General features: G+C 71.8%; 20 protein-coding genes. 3 read left to right on the top strand and 17 right to left on the bottom strand.

All coding sequences use genetic code 11. From position 1 onward, the window contains the following. Positions 1–39: 39 nt before the first annotated feature. From BIU95_RS10410 to BIU95_RS10380, 7 genes are all read right to left on the bottom strand, one after another. Positions 40–3,810 carry an AAA family ATPase gene (locus BIU95_RS10410; protein WP_071251637.1) on the bottom strand — a complete coding sequence of 1,257 codons (3,771 nt, stop codon included), beginning with the start codon at positions 3,808–3,810 and terminating at the stop codon, positions 40–42. Between the two features lie 31 nt (positions 3,811–3,841). Then, the gene (gene mutM, locus BIU95_RS10405; RefSeq protein ID WP_071251636.1) at positions 3,842–4,813 is read right to left on the bottom strand and encodes a bifunctional DNA-formamidopyrimidine glycosylase/DNA-(apurinic or apyrimidinic site) lyase; all 972 of its coding nucleotides are present in this window, start codon (positions 4,811–4,813) and stop codon (positions 3,842–3,844) included. A gap of 4 nt (positions 4,814–4,817) precedes the next feature. Next, a complete protein-coding gene (gene rnc, locus BIU95_RS10400; RefSeq protein WP_017888272.1) occupies positions 4,818–5,543 on the bottom strand; it encodes a ribonuclease III in 726 nt (241 codons plus the stop codon). 13 nt (positions 5,544–5,556) lie between these two features. Continuing rightward, positions 5,557–5,760, bottom strand: a complete 204-nt coding sequence (gene rpmF, locus BIU95_RS10395; protein WP_017888273.1) for a 50S ribosomal protein L32 — start codon at positions 5,758–5,760, stop codon at positions 5,557–5,559. A 55-nt stretch (positions 5,761–5,815) separates the two neighbouring features. After that, positions 5,816–6,412 carry a DUF177 domain-containing protein gene (locus tag BIU95_RS10390; RefSeq protein ID WP_231564092.1) on the bottom strand — a complete coding sequence of 199 codons (597 nt, stop codon included), beginning with the start codon at positions 6,410–6,412 and terminating at the stop codon, positions 5,816–5,818. A gap of 81 nt (positions 6,413–6,493) precedes the next feature. After that, positions 6,494–6,979: a pantetheine-phosphate adenylyltransferase gene (gene coaD, locus BIU95_RS10385; protein WP_017888275.1), complete on the bottom strand. Its 486-nt coding sequence runs from the start codon at positions 6,977–6,979 to the stop codon at positions 6,494–6,496. Positions 6,980–7,017: 38 nt separating this feature from the next. Further along, on the bottom strand, positions 7,018–9,246 hold the full coding sequence (locus BIU95_RS10380; RefSeq protein ID WP_071251635.1) for an ATP-dependent DNA helicase RecG: 2,229 nt from the start codon (positions 9,244–9,246) through the stop codon (positions 7,018–7,020). 98 nt (positions 9,247–9,344) lie between these two features. On the opposite strand from BIU95_RS10380, the gene BIU95_RS10375 reads away from it, so the two are divergent. Beyond that, positions 9,345–9,905, top strand: a complete 561-nt coding sequence (locus BIU95_RS10375) for an RsmD family RNA methyltransferase (protein WP_017887148.1) — start codon at positions 9,345–9,347, stop codon at positions 9,903–9,905. A 102-nt stretch (positions 9,906–10,007) separates the two neighbouring features. Here the strand turns inward: BIU95_RS10375 and thiL are convergent, their stop codons facing one another. Further along, complete coding sequence (gene thiL, locus BIU95_RS10370; protein WP_071251634.1) at positions 10,008–11,003, bottom strand: thiamine-phosphate kinase; 996 nt, start codon at positions 11,001–11,003, stop codon at positions 10,008–10,010. A gap of 24 nt (positions 11,004–11,027) precedes the next feature. On the opposite strand from thiL, the gene BIU95_RS10365 reads away from it, so the two are divergent. Further along, the gene (locus BIU95_RS10365) at positions 11,028–11,510 is read left to right on the top strand and encodes a DUF3515 family protein (protein ID WP_071251633.1); all 483 of its coding nucleotides are present in this window, start codon (positions 11,028–11,030) and stop codon (positions 11,508–11,510) included. A gap of 9 nt (positions 11,511–11,519) precedes the next feature. Here the strand turns inward: BIU95_RS10365 and BIU95_RS10360 are convergent, their stop codons facing one another. From BIU95_RS10360 to leuC, 6 genes are all read right to left on the bottom strand, one after another. Beyond that, complete coding sequence (locus BIU95_RS10360; protein WP_017887145.1) at positions 11,520–12,602, bottom strand: D-alanine--D-alanine ligase family protein; 1,083 nt, start codon at positions 12,600–12,602, stop codon at positions 11,520–11,522. A 59-nt stretch (positions 12,603–12,661) separates the two neighbouring features. Beyond that, positions 12,662–13,675, bottom strand: a complete 1,014-nt coding sequence (locus BIU95_RS10355) for an NAD(P)H-dependent glycerol-3-phosphate dehydrogenase (RefSeq protein ID WP_031259730.1) — start codon at positions 13,673–13,675, stop codon at positions 12,662–12,664. Positions 13,676–13,754: 79 nt separating this feature from the next. Beyond that, a complete protein-coding gene (locus tag BIU95_RS10350) occupies positions 13,755–14,579 on the bottom strand; it encodes a 1-acyl-sn-glycerol-3-phosphate acyltransferase (protein WP_017887143.1) in 825 nt (274 codons plus the stop codon). 5 nt (positions 14,580–14,584) lie between these two features. Continuing rightward, positions 14,585–15,952: a UDP-N-acetylglucosamine 1-carboxyvinyltransferase gene (gene murA / locus BIU95_RS10345; protein ID WP_031259726.1), complete on the bottom strand. Its 1,368-nt coding sequence runs from the start codon at positions 15,950–15,952 to the stop codon at positions 14,585–14,587. After that, complete coding sequence (gene leuD / locus BIU95_RS10340) at positions 15,952–16,548, bottom strand: 3-isopropylmalate dehydratase small subunit (protein ID WP_071251632.1); 597 nt, start codon at positions 16,546–16,548, stop codon at positions 15,952–15,954. The genes murA and leuD overlap by 1 nt, the downstream gene beginning before the upstream one ends. Further along, complete coding sequence (gene leuC, locus BIU95_RS10335) at positions 16,548–18,005, bottom strand: 3-isopropylmalate dehydratase large subunit (protein ID WP_071251631.1); 1,458 nt, start codon at positions 18,003–18,005, stop codon at positions 16,548–16,550. Before leuC ends, leuD begins: the two co-directional genes overlap by 1 nt. A gap of 225 nt (positions 18,006–18,230) precedes the next feature. On the opposite strand from leuC, the gene BIU95_RS10330 reads away from it, so the two are divergent. After that, positions 18,231–19,298 (top strand): FUSC family protein, encoded by a 1,068-nt coding sequence (locus BIU95_RS10330; protein ID WP_071251630.1) that lies wholly within the window; start codon positions 18,231–18,233, stop codon positions 19,296–19,298. Between the two features lie 288 nt (positions 19,299–19,586). Here the strand turns inward: BIU95_RS10330 and BIU95_RS10325 are convergent, their stop codons facing one another. The 3 genes from BIU95_RS10325 to BIU95_RS10315 are packed head-to-tail and all read right to left on the bottom strand — an operon-like array spanning position 19,587 to position 21,021. Beyond that, positions 19,587–20,192, bottom strand: a complete 606-nt coding sequence (locus BIU95_RS10325; RefSeq protein ID WP_017887138.1) for a histidine phosphatase family protein — start codon at positions 20,190–20,192, stop codon at positions 19,587–19,589. Beyond that, complete coding sequence (gene crcB, locus BIU95_RS10320; RefSeq protein WP_042539687.1) at positions 20,189–20,578, bottom strand: fluoride efflux transporter CrcB; 390 nt, start codon at positions 20,576–20,578, stop codon at positions 20,189–20,191. Before crcB ends, BIU95_RS10325 begins: the two co-directional genes overlap by 4 nt. Then, the gene (locus tag BIU95_RS10315; RefSeq protein WP_042539689.1) at positions 20,575–21,021 is read right to left on the bottom strand and encodes a CrcB family protein; all 447 of its coding nucleotides are present in this window, start codon (positions 21,019–21,021) and stop codon (positions 20,575–20,577) included. Before BIU95_RS10315 ends, crcB begins: the two co-directional genes overlap by 4 nt. Positions 21,022–21,312: the final 291 nt, after the last annotated feature.

Genomic DNA, 21,312 nt, shown 5'->3' with positions numbered 1-21,312 from the left:
CACCGCGCCTCCTGTCTGTCGCGGTCGCGACCAGGGCGCCTACGCGACCGCGTCCGCCGGCTCGCGCTTCTGCACCCGCTGCCCGACGACGGCGGAGACGCCGTCCTGCCGCATCGACACCCCGTACAGGGCGTCCGCGATCTCCATCGTGCGCTTCTGGTGCGTGATGACGATGAGCTGCGACGACTCGCGCAGGCGCTCGAACACGGTCAGCAGACGGCCGAGGTTGGCGTCGTCGAGCGCCGCCTCGACCTCGTCCATGATGTAGAACGGCGACGGCCTCGCGGTGAAGATCGCGACGAGGAGCGCCACCGCAGCCAGCGACCGCTCGCCGCCGGACAGCAGCGTCAGGCGGTCGATCTTCTTGCCGGCGGGCTTCACCTGCACGTCGATCCCGGTGCCGAGCAGGTCGGTCGGGTCGGTCAGGTTGATCGACCCCGAGCCGCCCGGGAACAGGATCGGGAAGATGACGTCGAACGCTTCCTTCGTGTCGTTGAACGCGGACTCGAAGATCGTCTGCATCTTCGTGTCGAGCTCGTCGATGATCGTCAGCAGGTCCGTCCGGGTCTTCTGCAGGTCCTCGAGCTGCTCGGCGAGGAACGCGTGCCGCTGCTCGAGCGCCTGGAACTCCTCGAGCGCGAGCGGGTTCACCTTGCCGAGCTGTCCGAGGTCGCGCTCGGCGGCCTTGAGCCGGCGCTCCTGCTCGGCGCGGACGTAGGGGACGGTCTCGACGTCGGCGGGGTCGATCTCGTCGGTCGTGTCGAACTCGGGCAGGGCGGGGCCGCCGGGCAGGGTGGACGCAGGCTCGACGAGGGCCAGGTCGTCGGCCGGCTCGTCAGTGCCGTCGTCGGTGCTCATCTCTGCGTCTGCGTCTGCGTCTTCGTGCGCGTCCGCGCGGTCCGGCTCGGGCACGCCCGCGGCGTCGGCGGCGACGGCCGCCGCTGCGCGCTCCGCCTCGCGGTGCTTCCGCGCGAGCACCCGCGGGTCCACGAGCACGTCGACCGGCACCGGCACGTGCGGCCCGTACTCGGCCACCAGTACCGCCTCGGTCAGCCCGAGCTCGCTCTGCGCCCGGTCGAGGACGCCGGAGACGTGCAGCTTCTTCTCGTAGATCTCCATCTCGAGGGAGTGCACGCCGTCGGTGATGGTCTGCAGGCGGTCGCGGAGTTCACGTTCCTCGTTGCGGATCGTCTGCAGCTCGGTGTTGCGCTTCGACCGCTCGGCTTCCTCGGTCGCCAGCTGCACCCGCGCCTCGGCCAGCGAACGGTCGACCGCGCCGAGCACCCCGGGCAGGTCGGCGAGCACGGCTTCGGCGGTGCGGATCTGTCCGCGGCGGATCACCGCGAGCCGCGCGGCTTCCTCAGCGGCGGCACGCTCGGCCTCCAGCTGGCGTTCGAGCTGGTCGGCGCGGTTTCGTTCGGCGCGCACCCGCTCGCGCACGGTCTCGACCTGGATGCGCTGCTCGACCTCGGCGGCGCGCGCGGCCTCGAGCGCGTCCTGCAGCGCGGGGCGCTCGGACGCATCGACCACGGGGCGGTCCTGCTCGGTGAAGGTCCGGTGGGCCGACTCGGCCTCGGCCAGCGCCGCCTCGGCGGTCTCGACGGCACCGTCGGTCTCCGCCAGCGCGGCGCGCAGGCGCTCGACCTCGGCCGCGGCGTTCTCCGCCTTCGCCCGCGTCGACGCACTCGTGCGGTCGTACTCGGCCTTCGCCCGCGTGTACGCCCGGGATGCCGCGTCGGCCTCGTCCGCACGACGGCGTGCGTCCTCGACGGCGCTGCGCGCGGCCTGGAGGCCCGTGGCGGCGTCCTCGGCGTCGGTCGCGATCGCGTCGCGTCGGGTCACGGCGTCGTCGCGCTCCGCGACGAGCTCGATGCGCGAGGTCACGCGTTCCCCGCCGCCGGTCACGCGGACCGCACGGACGAGGTCACCGGACCGCGTGACCACCGTGGCCTGCGGGGCGGCGGTGAGCACCGCCTCCAGGTCGAGGTCGTCGGTCTCCGCGACCAGCGTGTCGCGCAGGATCGACGCGAGCGCCGGCGGTCCCTGCACCAGGTCGGTGGCACGGCGGACGCCGGCCGGCAGGGTCGCGGGCAGAGCGGTGGAGACGGGCGCGGCGTCCGCGACGACGACGTCGATCCGGCCGAGGTCAGCGGCACGGGCGTGGTCGACGGCGTCGAGCGCCACACCGCGGCCGTCGGCGAGCACGGCGTCGGCGATGCCCTCGAGCGCGGTGGCGATCGCGGCCTCGAACCCGGGCGACACGGTCAGGCTGTCGGCCAGGCGACCGACGATGCCCGCGCGGCCGGCGTCGATCAGGGCCTGCGAGCCGTCACGGACCTCGATCGACATGCCGAGCGCGGTGACCCGGGCGTCCAGGGCGTCCCGCTCGCGTTCGAGGGCGTGCAGCCGGTCGCGCTGCTCGTCGCGCGCGCTCTGTGCCCGTTCGAGCTCGGCACGCGCCTGCTCGAGGGTCTGCGCGAGTGCGGCCTCGTCGACACCTTCGGACGGGTCGACCCCGAGTTCGGCGAGGGCCGCCGCAGCACGCTCGGCACGCTCCCCGGCCTCGGCGAGAGCCCGCTCCCGCCGTTCACGGTCGGCGACGGCGGAACCGCGCTTCGACCGCGCGACGTCAACGGCACTGGCGAGCCGCTGCGCCTCGAGGTCGTGCTGCGAGACCCGGGCGGCCTGCGCGGCGATCCGCTCGTCGAGGGCGTCGAGGGCGACCCGGGCGTCCTGCACGGCACGGGCCGTCGTCGCCGAGCCGCCCTGCATCTCGTCGGCACGGGCCGCGAGGCGATCGGCCTCGGCGCGGACCCCGTCCACCTGCTCCTGGGTGACGGTCGGGCCCTGCTGCGGGGCGTCGGCCTGCTGCGCCAGGAACATCAGGCGCTGGTTCGCCAGGCTCGACAGGCCGCGGAGGCGCTCCTGCACGCTCTCGAGCCGGTGCACGACGGTGCGGGCGCGGTCGACGTCGTCGCCGACCATGCTCTGCTCGACATGCTGCTGGCGCACCCGGGTCTGGTCGAGCCGTTCGGTCAGGACGATGCGCTCGGACTTGCGGCCGGCCTCGACCTCCTGGTGGTCGTGCAGCTCGCGGCGCAGGCGCACCACGTCGTCGGCCAGGATGCGGGCCTTGGCGTCGCGGAAGACCGCGGCGACCGACTGGGCCTTGCGCGCGACCTCGGCCTGTCGCCCGAGGGGCTTCAGCTGCCGCCGGATCTCACCGGCCAGGTCGGACAAGCGGGTCAGGTTGGTCTGCATCGCGTCGAGCTTGCGGAGGGTCTTCTCCTTGCGGCGGCGGTGCTTCAGGATCCCCGCGGCCTCCTCGATGAAGCCGCGGCGGTCCTCCGGCGTGGCGTGCAGCACCTTGTCGAGCTGCCCCTGCCCGACGATCACGTGCATCTCACGGCCCAGGCCGGTGTCGCTCAGCAGCTCCTGCACGTCGAGCAGTCGGCAGTTCTCACCGTTGATGGCGTACTCGCTGCCGCCGTTGCGGAACAGTGTGCGCGCGATCGTCACCTCGGAGTACTCGATCGGCAGCAGGCCGTCGCTGTTGTCGATGGTCAGCAGCACCTGGGCGCGACCGAGCGGACCGCGGGTGGAGGTGCCGGCGAAGATGACGTCCTCCATCTTGCCGCCGCGCAGGGTCTTCGCCCCCTGCTCCCCCATCACCCAGGCCAGGGCGTCCACCACGTTCGACTTGCCGGAGCCGTTCGGGCCGACGATGCACGTCACGCCCGGCTCGAACGCGAACGTCGTCGGCTGCGCGAAGGACTTGAACCCCTTGATGGTCAGGCTCTTCAAGTACATGCGGTCTCCGGATGCTCAGGTTGGCGTCAGGCTAACGCGTGCGGGCACGGGGACGCGGTTGGCACACGGGACAGATGTGGCTCGACCGGTTCATGAAGGCCTCGCGGACGATCGTGGTGCCGCAGCGGGGGCACGGCTTGCCCTGCTGGCCGTAGACGTTCAGGCGCTGCGAGAAGTACCCGGACTGCCCGTTCACGTTGACGTACTGGGCGTCGAAGCTCGTGCCTCCGTCCTCGAGCGCCCGGCGCAGGATGGCGCGGACCTCGTCGAGCAGGCGTCGCAGGTCGGCGCGGGTGAGCCGGTCGGCGGCGCGGTCGTAGTGCAGCTTCGCCGCCCACAGCGACTCGTCGGCGTAGATGTTGCCGATGCCGCTCACGACACCCTGGTCGAGCAGCACCCGCTTGATGCCGCTCGAGCGCTTCCGGGCCATCGCGGTGAACCGGTCGTCGTCGAACGCGGGATCGAGTGGGTCACGCGCGATGTGCGACACCTGGCCGGGCACCCAGCGGCGCCACACGGCTTCGGGGTCGGTCGCGTCGACCTGCCCGCCGAACCCGGCGGGAGCACCGTCGATCGTCGGCACCATCGCGTCGATCGCCATCGAACCGAACGTGCGCTGGTCGACGAACTCGAGCTCCACCGGGGGTTCCGGCGCACCCGCACGGTCGGTGCCCGCGGGCTGCACGTCGATGAGGATCCGCCGGTGCTTCGCCGCCTGCCGACCACGGCCCAGCAGGATCTGCCCGCTCATGCCGAGGTGGGCGACGAGTGCCTCGGGGCGGTCCCCGTCGTGCTCGGGCTGCAGCGGCATCCAGAGGAACTTGCCCCGGCGGACGGCGGCGGCGATGGTGCGACCGGTCAGTCGGTCGGCGAAGTCCTCGGCGGGGCCGTCGTGCCGGGTCAGGGCACGGTCGTCGACCACGTCGACGTGCAGGACCCGCGCGCCGCTGACGGCGGGTTCGAGGCCGGCGCGGACGACCTCGACCTCGGGGAGTTCGGGCACGCGGTCAGGCCGCTCGACCGGACAGCCGCGTCCACGCGTCGAGCGCGGCGGCCATCTCGGCTGCCTTCTTGCTCGACCCGGTGCCGGTGGCGATGTCCTCGCCCTGCAGGACGACCGTGGCCGTGAAGGTCTTGTCGTGGTCCGGGCCGGTCTCGGTGACGCGGTACGCCGGGTTGCCGAGCGAGCGGCTCGAGGCGAGCTCCTGCAGGCTCGTCTTCGGGTCCATCGCGGCGCCGAAGCGGTCCGGGTCGATCATGAGCGGCTCGACCAGACGGAGCACGAGCTCGGTGGCCGGGTCGGGGCCGGCCGACAGGTACGTCGCGCCGATCACGGCTTCGACCGTGTCGGCCAGGATCGACGACTTGTCGCGCCCACCGGTCTGTTCCTCGCCCTTGCCGAGGCGCAGGTAGCGGCCGAGCCCGATCATCCGGGCGATCTCGGCCAGCGCCACGGTCGACACCAGGCTCGCTCGACGCTTGGCGAGGTCGCCTTCGTCGAGGTCGGGGAACGACCGGTAGAGCTTCACGGTCACGGCCTGGCCGAGGATCGAGTCCCCGAGGAACTCGAGGCGCTCGTTGTGCTTGATGCCGCCGTGCTCGTAGGCGTAGGAACGGTGCGTCAGGGCGAGCTGGAGCAGCTCGAGATCGATGTCGACCCCGAGGATGCCCTGCAGACGAACGACGTCCGGCCCCGCGGGGCGAGACCCCGCAGCGCCGGACGTTGTCGTCATGCGTTCGGTCCGATCAGACGTCGGCGACCTTGCGGCCCTTGTACTCCATGTACAGGGGCGTGCCGGCCGAGTCCTCGACGACCTTCGCGCGGTGCGGGAGGCTGTAGGTGACCTGACCGTTCTCGATCGTCTTGACGAGCTGGATCGGCGTGGCCTTCCACTGCGAACGACGGGCGTGCGTGTTCGCACGGGACTGCTTGCGCTTGGGAACGGCCATGGTGAATCTCTTTCGGTTGGTCGGTGGTCGGAACGGGGGCTGGCGGTGTCGGGACCTACTCGGTCTCGGCCCGCTCCTCGCCCTCGGTGGTCTTCGGTGCGGTGGTGTCACCGTCGGTGGATCCTGCAGCACTGTCGTCGAGAGCGATCCCGCTGAGCGCTGCCCACCGGGGGTCGATCACCTGACGAGCGGGCTGCTCGCCGAGGTCGGCCAGACGCTCACCCGTCACCGGGTCGAGTCCTGGGCAGTCCGGTCGGCAGACCGGCTGGAACGGCAGCGACAGCACCACCGCATCTCGAACGACCTGTTCGGTGTCCACGTGGTCATCGCGAACGAAGAAGTCGAAATCCTCCGAGGCATCATACGCGAACAGCTCGGCGAAATCGACCTCGATCGGTTCGCTGATGTCGATGAGGCAGCGCGAGCACTCCCCCGCGGCGTCGGCTGAAGCGTGCCCGGACACGAGGACGCCCTCGTGCAGGCCTTCGAGCTTGACGTCGATCCGCAGTTCCGCACCCTGGCGGACGGCGATCAGACCGGCCCCCATCGCGTCGGGCACCTCGATGTCGAGCGAGTGCTCGCGCATCTCGCCCGGCCGGTGCGCGAGGTCGCGCACGCGCAGGGCGTAGGGGCTGTTCACGGGGGAAGACACGATCGACAAGCCTAGCGCGATCCAGGCCGAGAGTCGAGGTGGCGACAGGCGTGTCCGGACGCGGTGCCGCCCCGGGGACGCTCAGCGGGCCGCGAGGGCGTCCGCGACGGTCTTCGGCACGTAGGGCGTGACGTCGCCGCCGAGGGACGACACCTGGCGGATGAGCGAGCTCGACACGTGCGCCCGCGATGCCTCGGGCAGCAGGAACACCGTCTCGACGTCGGCCAGGTGGCGGTTCATGATGGCCATCGGGGTCTCGTACGCGACGTCCTCGCCGGACCGCACGCCCTTCACCAGGACCTTCGCGCCGACCTGCCGGCAGTAGTCGACCAGCAGGCCCGACGTCCATTCGCCGACCGTGACCGTCCCGGGCGCGCCGACCTCGACCAGCGAGTCCCGGATGAGCCGGACCCGGTCGACCGCCTCGAACATCGCCGGCTTCTTGTCGGGGTTGTGCACCACGAGGACGTGCACCTCGTCGAAGAGCCCGGCCGCGCGGCCGATGACGTCGAGGTGCCCGAGGGTGACGGGGTCGAAGGAACCGGGGACCACCGCGATCTGCGCCATGGCAGCGACGATACCGCGCGCGCCGTCGTGCCCCCGGGTCAGTTCTTGCCGAGGAACGCCGCGTCGGACTCGTCGAGGCGCCGGGCGAGCGCGTCGCGGAGGGCCGGCGACCCCTCGAGCTCCGGGTCGGGTTCGAGTACCCGCTCGGCCTCTTCGCGCGCGTCGACGATGAGGTCCGCGTGCTCGACCACCCGGAGCAGGTTGAGCGAGGACCGCCCTCCGGACTGCCGTTCACCCAGGACGTCGCCTTCGCGTCGGAGCTCGAGGTCGATCCGGGCGAGCTCGAAGCCGTCGTCCGAGGCGGCCACCGCGTCGACGCGCTCACGCGAGGTGGTCTCGAGCTCGGCCGTGGTGACGAGCAGGCAGACACCGGCCCACTGCCCACGGCCGATGCGACCGCGCAGCTGGTGGAGCTGCGAGACACCGAACCGGTCGGCGTCGAGGACCGCCATCATCGCCGCGTTCGGCACGTCGACCCCGACCTCGATCACGGTCGTGGCCACGACGACGTCGAGGTCACCGGCGGCGAAGGACGTCATCACGCGGTCCTTCTCGTCGGCGGTCATCCGGCCGTGCAGGACCGCGATCGAGCGCCCCTCGAGCGCGGGCATGGTGCGCATCCGCTCGGCCGTGGCGAGGACGGTCGCAGGAGCGCGCTTCGGGGCGTCGGCCTCGGCCTCGGCGGGTTCCGGCTCCCCGTCGTCCTCGGTGTGGGCGTCGTCGATGGCCGGACAGACGACGAACGCCTGCCGGCCCTTCGCGAGTTCCTCGGCCATCCGCGACCAGATCCGGGGCTCCCAGCCGGGGTGCTCCGCGAGCGGGACGGTGAAGGTCTCGACGCCGGCACGCCCCGACGGCATGCCCGTGATGGTCGAGACGTCGAGGTCGCCGAACACGGTCATCGCGACGGTGCGCGGGATCGGTGTGGCCGTGAGCACGAGCACGTGCGGCGGGGTCGTGCCCTTGGTGCGGAGGGCCTCGCGCTGCTCGACGCCGAAGCGGTGCTGCTCGTCGACCACCACGAGTCCGAGCTCGGCGAAGTCCACCCGGTCGCCCAGGAGGGCGTGGGTGCCGACGACCAGCCGTGAGCTGCCCGACACCGCGGCGAGCAGGGCACGACGGCGTTCGTCGGTGGACTGCGACCCCGTCAGGATCACCGGTCGGAGTTCGGCCGCCAGGTCCGGACCGAGGAACTTCACGATGGACCGCAGGTGCTGCGCCGCAAGCACCTCGGTCGGGGCGATGAGCGCGGACTGCCCGCCGGACTCGGCCACGGTGAGCATGGCCCGGATCGCCACGAGGGTCTTGCCGGAACCGACCTCACCCTGGATCAGGCGGTGCATGGGCCAGGTACGGGCGAGGTCGTGGTCGATGTCGGCACCGACGGCACGCTGGTCGTCGGTCAGCGTGAAGGGCAGGGTGGCGTCGAAGCGTTCGAGGATGCCACCGGGAGCGGCCACGCGCGGCGTCGCCGCGGTGCGACGGGCCGCGATCCGTCGCTGCACCAGGGCGGTCTGCAGCACGAACGCCTCGCGGTAGCGCAGGGCGTCCTGCGCGCGCTTGAAGTCGGCGACCTTCTCGGGGCGGTGCAGCAGTTCGAGGGCCCGACGGAACGGCACGAGGTCGAGCCGGGACCGTGCGGACGCGGGCACGGGGTCGGGCAGGTCCGGGAGGGTGTCGAGGACGATGCCGATGGACTTCGCGATCTGCCACGAGGTGAGCGAGGCCGTCGCCGGGTAGATCGGGATCGGCTGGCGCGACCACCGGATCGCTTCGTCGGAACCGGGGTCGGCGGTGGCCCGTGGGTCGTCCGGGTCGAACAGCTCGTAGTCCGGGTGGGCGAGCTGCCGGGCACCGCGGTAGTCGCTGACCTTGCCGGAGAAGATGCCGCGGGCGCCGGGCACGAGGTCCTTCGTGCGCCATCCCTGGTTGAAGAACGTCAGGGTGAGCAGCCCCTTGCCGTCACCGATCTTCGCTTCGAGGATGGAGCCACGACGCGCGCGCATCGTGCGTTCGCGGACGTCGACCACCTCGGCCACGATGGTGACCGGTTCGCCGATCGCGAGCGAGTCGAGGGCCGTCAGCGCACCACGCTCGGCGTACCGACGCGGCGCGTGCTCGAGGAACTCCCCCACCGTGCGGTAGCCGAAGGCCTTCTCGATCGCGGTCGCCGTCCGACCGCCGAGGACGTTCGCGAGCCGCGCGTCGAGCGGCGCCGGACCGAGGTCGGGCGCGGCCGGCGCAGCGGGGGTTCCGGAGGTGACCACGGTCCAACGGTACCGGGCACGACCGACCCCACCCGCGCCTCCCGAGTGGGCCTGTGGAGAACGCCGGAACGGACCCGCCGGGCCGATACGGTGGCTGCATGACCCGCATCATCGCCGGCGCCGCCGGCTCCCTGACGCTCCGCGTGCCGAAGTCCGGCACCCGGCCGACGAGCGACCGCGTGCGTGAGGCGCTGTTCTCGTCGCTCGAGGCGCGGGGACTGGTCGAGGACACGTCGGTGGCCGACCTGTACGCGGGCACGGGCGCGCTCGGGCTCGAAGCGGCGTCGCGCGGGGCCGTCGAGGTGGTCCTGGTGGACCGGGCGTCCGCAGCGGCGCAGGCGTGCCGGGCGAACGCGAAGGCGGTGCAGCAGCGGATCCCCGGTGTCCGGATCGACGTGCAGCCGCAGCCCGTGCTCGGGTACCTGCGCGGAACCGTCCGCACCTTCGACCTGGTGTTCATCGACCCGCCCTACGACGTCACGGAGCACGAGCTCGCCGAGGTGCTCGAGGCGCTGGCGCCGAAGCTGACTCCCGACGCCGTCGTCGTGGTCGAGCGGAGCAAGCGCTCCCCCGAACCCACCTGGCCGACGGGGCTCGCGCCGTTCAGCAAGCGCAGCTACGGCGAGACCGTCGCGTGGGAGGCCGTCGCCGCCGACTGAGGCGCGGTGCGCCTGTGCACGCGCTCTGCGACAGTGCACGTGTCGAACGACGCGTGTCCTGTCGCAACACGGTCCTGCACCGACCGGATCGGGTCAGCCGGGTCAGCCGGCGGCGCCGTCCCAGTCGGCGTAGGGGTCCCAGCCGGTCGTCGGCACCGGGGAACCGGCGCGCAACAGGTCTGCGTCGCCACGCTCCCGCACGACGCCGATGCGGCGGAAGCCCCCGGGCAGGACGACGTCGGCGGGGAACGTGGCGAGGAGTCCGTGGTCCTCGCCGCCGTGCAGCGCGGCGTCGTCGAGTTCGGCCTCGGCGTCGATCTCCAGCGTGACGCGGCTCGCGCGCGCCAGCCGGCCGGCATCGATCGCCAGGCCGTCCGACAGGTCGAGCATCGCGGTGGCCCCCGTCTGCGCGGCGAGCGGGCCGTCGGCGATCGGCGGTACCGGGCGACGCTGCCGTCCGACGTCGGGGTCCGTGTCGGCGCCGCTCGTCACGGTCGCTGCGCGGTCCGGTTCGCCCCGGTCGTCCACGCCGTCGCGGAACAGCCGGGACAGCCCACGTGCGGCACGACCCGTCTCGCCGGACACCGCGAGCACGTCACCGACCCCGGCGCCCGACCGCAGCACGGGTGCGAGGCCGCGCAGGTCCCCGAAGGCGGTGACGGTGACCGTGAACGTGGCCGAGGTGGAGAGGTCCCCACCGACCACCCCGCACCCCGGCGCGAGCGCGTCGACGGCGAGCCGGAAGCCGTCGGCGATGCCCTCGAGGACCGCGACGGGGGTGTCCTGCGGCGCTGCCAGGGCGATCACGAGGCCACTCGGCACCGCACCCATCGCCGCGACGTCGGAGAGGTTCGTGGCGGCGGCCTTCCACCCGACGTCCGTCGGCGACGACCATGCCCACCGGAAGTCCGGACCGTGGACCATCATGTCGGTCGTGACGACGAACCGACCGTCGGGTGCTGCCACCACCGCGCAGTCGTCACCGGGGCCGAGGATCGGCGTCCCGGTCGGCAGGCGGCTCGTGATCCGGTCGAGGACGACGAGTTCGCCGAGCTCCCCCACCGTCGGTCCGTTCCAGGCGTCGTCCGTCGCGTCCACACGAGAACGGTAGCCTGGACGGCGATGGACACCGCGCGCCGCACCCCTCGGACCCTCGCGATCGTCGGGGTCGTGATCACCCTCGCCGCCGGGCTGACCGGGTGCACGAACGCCGTCTCGATGACCGCAGCGCCGTCGGCCGACGCCGCAGCGTGTGCCGCCGTGCAGGTCCGACTGCCCGCGACCGTGGGCTCCGAGTTCGACCTGCGGAACACGAACGCACAGGCCACGGCGGCCTGGGGCGACCCCGAGGTGGCGATCTACCACTGCGGCGTCGCCGTGCCCACCGTGTCCGACCTGCCGTGCTTCTCGCAGGGCGGCGTCGACTGGATCCGCGACGACCGCGGCGACCAGGTCGTCTTCACCACGTTCGGACGGTCGCCGGCCGTGCAGGTCGTCGTCGACTCGACGAAGACCACGTCGGTCGTGCAGGAGCTGTCCGACGCCGTGTCGTCGCTGCCGAAGGACGGACACGAGTGCCTCGACCCGGCGGACGTGCAGGGCTGACCGACCTGGTCAGCGGACGGCGGCGCGACCCAGTTCGATGAGCTCGGTGACCAGCTCGCCGTAGGACACACCCGACGCCGCCCAGCAGCGCGGGTACATCGACAGCGGCGTGAAGCCCGGCATCGTGTTGACCTCGTTCACGACGAAGCCGTCGTCGGTCAGGAAGCAGTCGACACGGGCCAGGCCCGAACCGCCGATGGCCTCGAACGCGCGCGCGCCGATCGAGCGGATCTCGTCGGTCTGCGCCTCGGTCAGCGGGGCCGGGCAGAGCAGCGACTCGTCGCCGCCCAGGTACTTCGAGGCGAAGTCGTAGAAGCCGTCCTCGGCCACCACGATCTCGCCGGGCAGGCTCGTCCGCGGCGCACCGTCGCGCCCCTCGAGCACGGCCACCTCGACCTCGCGGCCGATCACCCGCGGCTCGATGATGACCTTGGAGTCGTGCTCGAACGCCAGGTCCATGGCGGCACCCAGCTGCGAGGGGTCGTCGACGCGTGAGACGCCCATGCTCGATCCCGCTCGGGCCGGCTTGACGAACAGCGGCCAGCCGTGTGCGGCGACCGTTTCGGCGACGTCGACCGGGTCGGCCGCCCACTGCCGGCGGAGCACTGTTGTCCACGGGGCGACCCGCAGCCCGGCGTGCTCGAGCACGGCCTTGGCGACGTGCTTGTCCATGGCCAGGGCGCTCGCGAGCACGCCGTCGCCGACGTAGGGCAGCCCGGCGATCTCGAGCAGGCCCTGGATCGTGCCGTCCTCTCCGAAGGGGCCGTGCAGGATCGGGAACACCACGTCGACCGGGATCGCGGTGACGGTGCCGTCGGGGTGCGACACGACGAGTTCGTTCGTGGCCGGGGACGTCGGGAACGCGATCCGCGTGCCGTTGTCGGGCACGGTCGGCAGCGCGCCGTCGCGGATCGTCCACTGCGCCGGGTCGTCGGACTGCAGCGTGAAGGCACCGTCCTGGGTGATCCCGATCGGCACCAGGTCGTACTCGGACCGGTCGACGACGTCCATGATGCCGCCGGCGGTCACGCAGCTGATCTCGTGCTCGCTCGATCGACCGCCGAAGAGCACGGCGACGGTGGTCCTGGGCATGGGGGTTCCCTCGGGGATCGTGGGCACGGGAGTCCCTTCGTGACTCGGTGCGGGACCGGTCACTCGCCCTGCGGCTCGTCGGTCTCGGTGAGGTGCGGCGCGATGTTGCGCGGATCGAGCCTACCGGCGAGGACCTCGCCGACCTGGCTGACGATGGGCATGTCGACACCGTTCGCCGCGGCCAGCTCGAGGATCGGGGCGACCGAGGCCAGCCCCTCCGCCGTCTGGTTCATCTGGCGGACGACCTCGTCGAACCGGTAGCCCTGACCGAGCAGCCGCCCGGCGGTGTTGTTCCGCGACAGCGGCGACTGGCACGTGGCGATGAGGTCGCCGAGGCCCGCGAGCCCGGACAGCGTGGACGACTGCGCACCGAGCGACACCGCGAAGTCGGTCATCTCGGCCAGGCCGCGGGTGATGATCGAGGCCTTGGTGTTCTCGCCGTAGCCGACCCCGTCGACGATGCCGATCGCGACGGCGATGAGGTTCTTCAGCACGCCGCCGAACTCGGTGCCGATGACGTCGGTGTTGATGAACGACCGGAAGTACGGGTTCGTCGCGACGGCGGCGACGTCGGTGGCGGTCTCCAGCGAGGACGACGACACCACGGCGGCGGTCGGCTGCCGGCGGGCGATCTCGAGCGCCAGGTTCGGGCCGCTGGCCACGGCGATGCGGTCCTGGTCGATGCCGAGGCCCTGCAGCAGGACCTCGCTCATCCGCAGCCCCGTGCTCTTCTCGACGCCCTTCATCAGGCTGACGACCGGCACGTCGGCGGGCAGCAGCTCGCGGATCGCGGCGAGGTTGGAGCGCAGGGTCTGCGAGGGCACCGAGACGTACACCTGCGAGGCACCGTCGAGCACGCGCTCGAGGGACGTCGAGGCGGTCAGCGTGCGCGGCAGGTTGATGCCGGGCAGGTAGTCCGAGTTGCGCTTGGTCTCGGTGATCTCGCGGGCGACCTCGGGGCGCCGGGCCCACACCACGGTGGACGCACCGCCCTCGGCCAGCACCTTCGCGAACGTGGTGCCCCAGCTGCCGGCACCGATGACGGCCACCCGGGGCTTGTCGGTCGACTGCATGACCACCCGGATCGCAGCGGTGTCGAAGGCCCCGGGAGCCGCCGCAGCGGGGTCGGGTCGGTCGTCGTGGGGGCGGAGGTCACTCAAACCGGCCGGTCTCCTTCTGGTTGTTCGCCGCCGGGTCCCAGCGGGTCGCGGGTGCCCGTTCACCACGGAGCACCTCGAGCAGCGCGGTGATCTCGCGCATGACGAGTTCGGTGGCCTCGCCGAGCATCTGCTGGTCGATCGGCCGACCGCGGTACGCCGACAGGTCGACCGGGTCGCCGATGATCACGTCGACGCGCGACGGCGGGAACAGCCGGAGCTTCTTGCCGTACCGCGCCATGATGTTCTGCGTGCCCCAGTGGGCCATCGGGATGATCGGGACGTCGTTCTCGAGCGCGATCCGGACCGCGCCCGTCTTGCCGCGCATCGGCCACAGGTCCGGGTCGCGCGTGAGCGTGCCCTCGGGGTAGACGATGATCGCCCCGCCCTGCTCGACGAGCGACCGGCCGCCGCCGAGCGGGTCGCTCAGACGCGTCCGGCCGGAGCGTTCGACCGGGATCTGCCCCATGCCGGACATGAGCTTGCCGACCACGGGGACCGTGAACAGCGACGCCTTCGCCAGGAACCGCGGCGCCCGCTTCGAGATGTACACGGCGGTGCCCACGACCAGCGGGTCGATGTTCGTGAAGTGGTTCGGCGCGAGCACGAACGCGCCCTCCGCCGGCAGGCGGTTCGGGCCGTGCCAGTGGTAGCGCGCCGAGAACCGGAACGTCGGGATGACGATGGAGGCGACGATGCGGAACGCGGTGTTCAGCTCGCCGCGGCGCCATCGGCGCCCACGCACGGGGATGCCGGTCGCGACCTGCGCGTCGGAGCCGCCACGGGCCTCCAGACCGTCACCCTTTCCTTCAGCCCGCACGGTGCCTACCCAGCGAAGTCGAAGTCGGCGCCGAGCTTGCGCAGCTTCGGGATGAAGTGCTCGTAGCCGCGGCTGATGATGCCGACGTTGGTGATGTGCGACTCACCCTCGGCGGTCAGCGCCGCGATGAGGTGGCTGAAGCCACCGCGCAGGTCGGGGACGCGGACGTTCGCGGCGTGCAGCTTCGTGGGCCCGGTGACGACGGCGGCCTGCTCGAACGGGCGGCGGGCGACACGGCGGTCGTGGCCGGGGAGCCCCTCCTTGTGCACGACGATGTCGGCACCCATCTCGTTCAGGGCGTCGGTGAAGCCGAAGCGGTTCTCGTAGACGGTCTCGTGCACGATGCTCTGGCCGTCGGCCTGCGTCAGCGCGACGACGAGCGGCTGCTGCCAGTCCGTCATGAAGCCGGGGTGCACGTCGGTCTCGATGACCACGGGCTTCAGGGTGTCCAGCTCGCGGTAGAACCGGATCCCGTCCTCCTGGATGTCGAACCCGCCGCCGACCTTGCGGAAGACGTTGAGGAACGTCATGAGCTCCTGCTGGTTCGCACCCTCGACGAAGATGTCGCCGTTGGTGGCGAGCGCTGCGGAGGCCCAGCTCGCGGCCTCGTTGCGGTCGTTGATCGCACGGTGCGTGTAGCCACGGAGCGACTCGACACCCTCGATGAAGATGACACGGTTCGGCTCGACCGAGACGATGGCGCCCATCTTCTGCAGGATCGCGATGAGGTCCATGATCTCGGGCTCGATCGCGGCGTTCCGCAGCTCCGTGACGCCCTTGGCGAGGGTCGCCGAGAGCAGGACCTGCTCGGTGGCGCCGACGCTCGGGTACGGCAGCTCGATGGAGGCGCCGGTCAGGCCGTCCGGGGCCGTCAGGTGGATGCCGTTGACCTGCTTGTCGACGACCGCGCCCATGGCGCGGAGCGCGTCGAGGTGGAAGTCGATCGGGCGGTCGCCGATGCGGCAGCCGCCGAGGTCGGGGATGAACGCCTCGCCGAGCTTGTGCAGCAGCGGGCCGCAGAACAGGATCGGGATGCGGCTCGAGCCGGCGTGGGCGTCGATCTCGGCGAAGTGCGCCGACTCGACGCGCGACGGGTCGAGGATGAGCTCGCCTCGTGCCGGATCGGTGATGCGCACGCCGTGCACCTCGAGCAGCCCGCGGACCACCTTGACGTCGGAGATGTCCGGCACGTCACGGAGGATCGACGGGGTGTCACCGAGCAGCGACGCCACCATGGCCTTGGTCGCGAGGTTCTTCGCCCCACGGACCTCGATGCGCCCCACGAGGGGCTTGCCCCCGCGGATGACGATCTCGTCCGACGTGAGGCCCACGCGCGCCCCTGCGGCCGCTGCGTCCTGTACGAGAGAGTTCACTACTTCACCGGCAATGTCTTCGGCCGCCAACTGGAGCGGCGGGATTCGAACTCCGTGATCGAGGTCTCGTCACGGAGGGTGAGCCCGATGTCGTCGAGCCCTTCCATCAACCGCCAACGAGTGTAAGCGTCGATCTCGAAGGGGACGTCCACATCCCCCAGCGACACGCGCTGCGACACGAGGTCGACCGTCGCCTCGACGCCCGGGTTCGCCTCGATGACGGCCCACAGCCGCTCGACTTCCGGTTCGGTCACGATCGCGGTGACCAGGCCCTGCTTGCCGGCGTTGCCCCGGAAGATGTCCGCGAACCGGGGCGAGATCACGACCGAGAAGCCGAAGTCACGGAGCGCCCAGACGGCGTGCTCGCGGGACGACCCGGTGCCGAAGTCGGGGCCGGCGATCAGGACGCGGGCGCCCTGGTAGCGCTCCTGGTTCAGGACGAAGTCGGGGTCCTGGCGCCACCCGGAGAACAGGGCGTCCTCGAAGCCGGTCTTCGTGACGCGCTTCAGGTAGACCGCGGGGATGATCTGGTCGGTGTCGACGTTGGACCGCTTGAGCGGGGCCGCGATGCCGGTGACGGTGGTGATCTTGTCCATCAGAAGGTCCCCTCGGTGGCGGTGGCGGACGTCGCCGCCGCGATCTCGTCGTCGGTCTCCAGGTCCCACGGGCTGGACAGCGTGCCGCGCACCGCGGTGGCCGCGGCGACGAGCGGCGAGACCAGGTGCGTGCGGCCGCCCTTGCCCTGGCGCCCCTCGAAGTTGCGGTTCGAGGTGCTCGCACAGCGCTCCCCCGGTGCCAGCTGGTCCGGGTTCATGCCGAGGCACATCGAGCAGCCGGCGAACCGCCACTCGGCTCCGAACTCGGTGAACACCTTGTCGAGTCCCTCGGCTTCGGCCTCGAGCCGGACGCGGGCGGAGCCGGGCACGACCATCACCCGGACGCCGTCGGCCTTGGTGCGGCCCTTGATGATCGACGCGAAGGCCCGCAGGTCCTCGATGCGCGAGTTCGTGCAGGACCCCATGAACACCGCGTCGACGGCGATGTCCTTCATCGGGGTGCCGGCGGTGATGTCCATGTACCCCAGGGCTCGGCGTGCTGCGGCCTGGTCGTTGGGGTCGCTGTAGCTCGACGGGTCCGGCACGTTCTCGGACAGCGAGACGCCCTGGCCGGGGTTCGTGCCCCAGGTGACGAAGGGCTCGAGGTCGTCGGCGTCGATGAACACCTCGGCGTCGAACACGGCGTCGTCGTCGGTGGTGAGGGTCTCCCAGTAGGCGACGGCGTCGTCCCAGTCCGCACCGGTCGGGGCGTGGTCGCGGCCCTGCACGTAGTCGTAGGTCGTCTGGTCGGGGGCGACCATGCCGGCGCGGGCACCGGCCTCGATCGACATGTTGCAGATCGTCATGCGCCCCTCCATCGAGAGCGCGCGGATCGCGGAGCCGCGGTACTCGAGCACGTAGCCCTGGCCGCCGCCGGTGCCGATCTTCGCGATGACGGCCAGGATGATGTCCTTCGCCGTCACCCCGGGGCGCAGCGTGCCCTCGACCGTGATCGCCATCGTCTTGAACGGCTTGAGCGGCAGGGTCTGCGTGGCGAGGACGTGCTCGACCTCGGACGTGCCGATGCCGAAGGCCATCGCGCCGAAGGCCCCGTGGGTGCTGGTGTGCGAGTCGCCGCAGACCACGGTGATGCCGGGCATGGTGAGGCCGAGCTGCGGGCCGACCACGTGGACGATGCCCTGCTCCTTGTCACCCAGGGAGTGCAGGCGGACGCCGAACTCCTCGCAGTTGCGACGGAGGGTCTCGATCTGGATCCGGCTCGTCGGGTCCGCGATGGGGCGGTCGATGGCGAGCGTGGGGGTGTTGTGGTCCTCGGTCGCGATCGTCAGGTCGAGGCGACGGACCGGCCGACCGGCCTGCCGCAGGCCGTCGAACGCCTGCGGACTCGTCACCTCGTGCACGAGGTGGAGGTCGATGTAGAGGAGGTCGGGGTTGCCGTCCTCACCCTTGACCACGACGTGGTCGTCCCACACCTTCTCGGCGAGCGTCTTTCCCATGAGCCCGGCCCTCCTCGTCCTCGTCGTTGCGCCGCGACCGCGGCACGATCAGGCGACTCTACCATTGGTATACCAACGCGCGGCACCCCGCCCGTCGCACATGCGGCACCCCGTCCGTCGCGGGCCCGTCACCCCGCCGTCGCACGCCCGTCACCCCGTGACGGCGCGGCCTGGAGGCCCGGGGCGACTGCCCGACACCTGTCGCGGTGGGAAGATGGGGACGACATGACGACACCTGCGCACTCGACCCGGACCATCAACCTCGAGGGCGCGGCCCGCGCCGCGATCGCCGGTGGCGCACCGCTCGCGCTGCTCATCGCCCTCGGGATGCCCGGGTACGCCGCCTTTGCCATGTTCGCCGGGTTCACCGCCATCTTCGGTGCGACCGAGCCCTACCGGCAGCGTGCCGTCACCACCGGCGTCGCGGGTGCACTGCAGACGCTCTGCATGTTCGCCGGCATCGGGGTCGGGCTCGTCGGGTCGCCGCTCTGGCTGCAGGCCGTGGGTCTCGTCGTCGTCCTGGTGGTCGCGGTCTGCACCCTCTCCGCGCTCCGGGCGATCCCCGCTCAGCCGATCTTCCCGGTGTTCGCGTTCGTCGTGTCCGCACTCGTCCCGATGCGTCCGGCGGACGTCCCGCTCGTCGCGACGATCATCGTGTGCTCGGTGGTCTGGGCCTGGCTCGTCGCGATGTCCGGTTCGGTGCTCCGCCGGGTGCTCCACCCGCACGCCCCGCACCGGTTCCGCCCGCTGGCCGACCGCAAGCACCGCTCGCTCGCGGTCCTCGGGACCCCGGCCCTGTGGGAGACCGTCGCGCTCAACGTCGTCGGGTCACTCGTCGCCGGTGCGGTCGCGGAGTCGATCCCCGGACTCGGCCACCCGTACTGGGCCGTCATCGCGGTGGTGTCGACGCTGCCGGCGATCCGGCAGCGGCACACCGTCGTCCGCGCCGGGCAGCGTGTGGTCGGCACGATCGGGGGCACCGTGGTCGCGGTCGGCGTCCTGCTGCTCGAACCGTCGGCGTGGTGGATCGTCGTGCTGGCCGTCGTCGGGCAGTTCTTCGCCGAGATCTTCGTCGCCCGGAACTACGCCGTGTGCCTGCTGTTCCTCACCCCGCTTGCGTTGGCGGTCTCGTGGCTGAGCCTGCCCGAGGCGCCCCAGCTGCTCGCGCTCGACCGGATCGCGCAGACCGTGCTCGGTGCCGTGGTCGGCGTGGGGCTGCTGCTCGTCGGGCGTGCGATCGAGCGCCGGCGCGGCCGTGCCCTCGGTGCGACGAGCGCGATCCGCACGGTCTGACGCACCCGGTCGTTCCGGGCGTTCCTGGTCATTCCTTCCGACCAGGGATGCCCGATTCCGCCTGCCATCGCGCGTGACAGGGGAAGGAACGGGCGCGGACGACGGACGGGAGGCCCGTGGCGGGGCCGCCACGGGCCTCCCGTCCGTCCGTGGTCACGACCACCGCGCCCTGCGAAAGCGACAGATCGCTGCGGAACAACCGCTGAAGTCTGTCGCCCTCGCGGACGGGACCGCACCGGGTGCCGCGGGTCTGTCGCTTTCGCGAGCACCGGACGCCCCACCAGCGCGTCAGTCGCGCGGCTGGATGTTCCAGGCGTCGATGACGGGGCGGCCGTGCTCGTAGCCCAGGACGCTGACCGAAGCGGTGCCGAGCTTCAGCACGGCACCGTCCTGCGGTGCGAGCCGGATCCACGCGGCGCCGAGCGCCCGCAGCACGTGGCCGTGCGCGATGAACACGGCGTCGTGGCCCTCGGCGAGCACCGGACGGGCACGGTTCAGGATGCGCTCGACGCGGACCCGGACCTCGGCGGCGTTCTCACCGGGGGTGTCGCCGGCGGGGACGCCGTCGGTCCACAGGTCCCACGGTCCGTGGCGCAGCACCTTGATCTGCGGGGTGGTGAGGCCCTCGTACGCGCCGTAGTCCCACTCGTACAGGTCCTCGTCGAGCTCCGGCTCGACGCCGATCAGGTGTGCGGTGTCGCGGGCGCGCTGCAGCGGGCTCGACAGCGCCAGCGCGAACGACCGGTCCCCGAGGTACCGGCCTGCGCGCTTCGCCTGCTCGACGCCGTTGTCGGTGAGCGGGATGTCGGTGCGGCCGGTGTGTTGCCCGCTCTTCGACCACTCCGTCTCTCCGTGACGGACGAGGACGAGTTCGCCGGGGCGTTCCGAGGTCATGAGTTCCTTCCGATCCAGAGGCCGAGCGCAGCTGCGCCGACCGAGACGACGAGCATCCCGAGGCCGTTCAGGACGGCGAGCCGGGTCTTGCCGGATCGGAGGAGCTGTACGGTCTCGACGCTCGCCGTCGAGAACGTCGTGTACCCACCCATCATGCCCGTCCCGAGCACCGCGACCGTCGAGGCGGGGATGGTGCCGGCCTGTCCGAGGCCCGTCAGCACGCCGAGCAGGAGCGACCCCGACACGTTGATGAGCAGCGTGCCGACCGGGAACCCGGCGAACCGCGAACGGGCCACGCGGCCCTTGACGAGCCCGTCGAGCACGAAGCGCAGCGCGGCGCCTGCTCCCCCGCCGACCGCGACGAGGAGCAGTTCGACGGGGCTCATCGGGCGTCCTGCAGCGGTTCGGGGCGGGTGCGGGGCCGGGTGGCCGCGGCGACCCAGAGACCGAGGACGACCGCGGCGAGTCCGAGCACGACCGACAGCAGGGCGTACCCGCTGCCGGCCGTCCACCGGCCGAGGTCGAGCAGCTGCGCGGTGTCGTCCGCGAGCGTGCTGTAGGTCGTGAAGCCGCCCAGGACGCCGGTGCCGACGAACAGGCGGGCCGCGCGACGACGACCGACGTCGGCGCCGCGGCGTGCGAGCGCATCGAGCAGGAACCCGAGGCAGAACGCCCCGACGACGTTGATCGCCAGGATGGTCCAGCTGATGCCGTCGTGGGCGGGGAACGCTGCAGCGAGCAGTGCGCGGACGGTGGTCCCGATCGCGCCGCCGAAGGCGACCAGGGCGATGAAGCCCCATCGCAGGTGTGGTGGGCGCTCATCGGTCATCGGTACTCCTATCGCCGAGCACGCCGGATCGTCTCCGCGCGTGCGGTGTTCGGGATAGGGACCGTTGGCGGCTGGTGCGCGGTTGGGTCCGGCAGGCCCCACTGCCGGGTCTGGCGACGTCGACAGCGTACCGCCCCACCCGCGGCGCCCGCGATCGCCCGCACCTGGACGGTGTGTGGATGTGCACATGTGCCGAGCCGGGTCGACACCGTCTGTCGGACGGGACGACGAAACCCCCGCAGAGCAGGAGCTCGGCGGGGGTTTCGTGTGCTGGTGACCCCAGCGGGATTC

It is taken from the genome of Curtobacterium sp. MCBA15_007, assembly GCF_001864905.1.
Classification (GTDB): domain Bacteria; phylum Actinomycetota; class Actinomycetes; order Actinomycetales; family Microbacteriaceae; genus Curtobacterium; species Curtobacterium poinsettiae.
This window is presented reverse-complemented; position numbering and strand designations above follow the sequence as displayed.

Coding starts and splice junctions, on each gene's coding strand:
- BIU95_RS10410 (WP_071251637.1), bottom strand. CDS start 3,810: ATGTACTTGAAGAGCCTGACCATCAAGGGGTTCAAGTCCTTCGCGCAG.
- rnc (WP_017888272.1), bottom strand. CDS start 5,543: ATGACGACAACGTCCGGCGCTGCGGGGTCTCGCCCCGCGGGGCCGGAC.
- rpmF (WP_017888273.1), bottom strand. CDS start 5,760: ATGGCCGTTCCCAAGCGCAAGCAGTCCCGTGCGAACACGCACGCCCGT.
- coaD (WP_017888275.1), bottom strand. CDS start 6,979: ATGGCGCAGATCGCGGTGGTCCCCGGTTCCTTCGACCCCGTCACCCTC.
- BIU95_RS10375 (WP_017887148.1), top strand. CDS start 9,345: ATGACCCGCATCATCGCCGGCGCCGCCGGCTCCCTGACGCTCCGCGTG.
- BIU95_RS10365 (WP_071251633.1), top strand. CDS start 11,028: ATGGACACCGCGCGCCGCACCCCTCGGACCCTCGCGATCGTCGGGGTC.
- BIU95_RS10360 (WP_017887145.1), bottom strand. CDS start 12,602: ATGCCCAGGACCACCGTCGCCGTGCTCTTCGGCGGTCGATCGAGCGAG.
- BIU95_RS10355 (WP_031259730.1), bottom strand. CDS start 13,675: ATGCAGTCGACCGACAAGCCCCGGGTGGCCGTCATCGGTGCCGGCAGC.
- leuD (WP_071251632.1), bottom strand. CDS start 16,548: ATGGACAAGATCACCACCGTCACCGGCATCGCGGCCCCGCTCAAGCGG.
- leuC (WP_071251631.1), bottom strand. CDS start 18,005: ATGGGAAAGACGCTCGCCGAGAAGGTGTGGGACGACCACGTCGTGGTC.
- BIU95_RS10330 (WP_071251630.1), top strand. CDS start 18,231: ATGACGACACCTGCGCACTCGACCCGGACCATCAACCTCGAGGGCGCG.
- BIU95_RS10325 (WP_017887138.1), bottom strand. CDS start 20,192: ATGACCTCGGAACGCCCCGGCGAACTCGTCCTCGTCCGTCACGGAGAG.
- crcB (WP_042539687.1), bottom strand. CDS start 20,578: ATGAGCCCCGTCGAACTGCTCCTCGTCGCGGTCGGCGGGGGAGCAGGC.
- BIU95_RS10315 (WP_042539689.1), bottom strand. CDS start 21,021: ATGACCGATGAGCGCCCACCACACCTGCGATGGGGCTTCATCGCCCTG.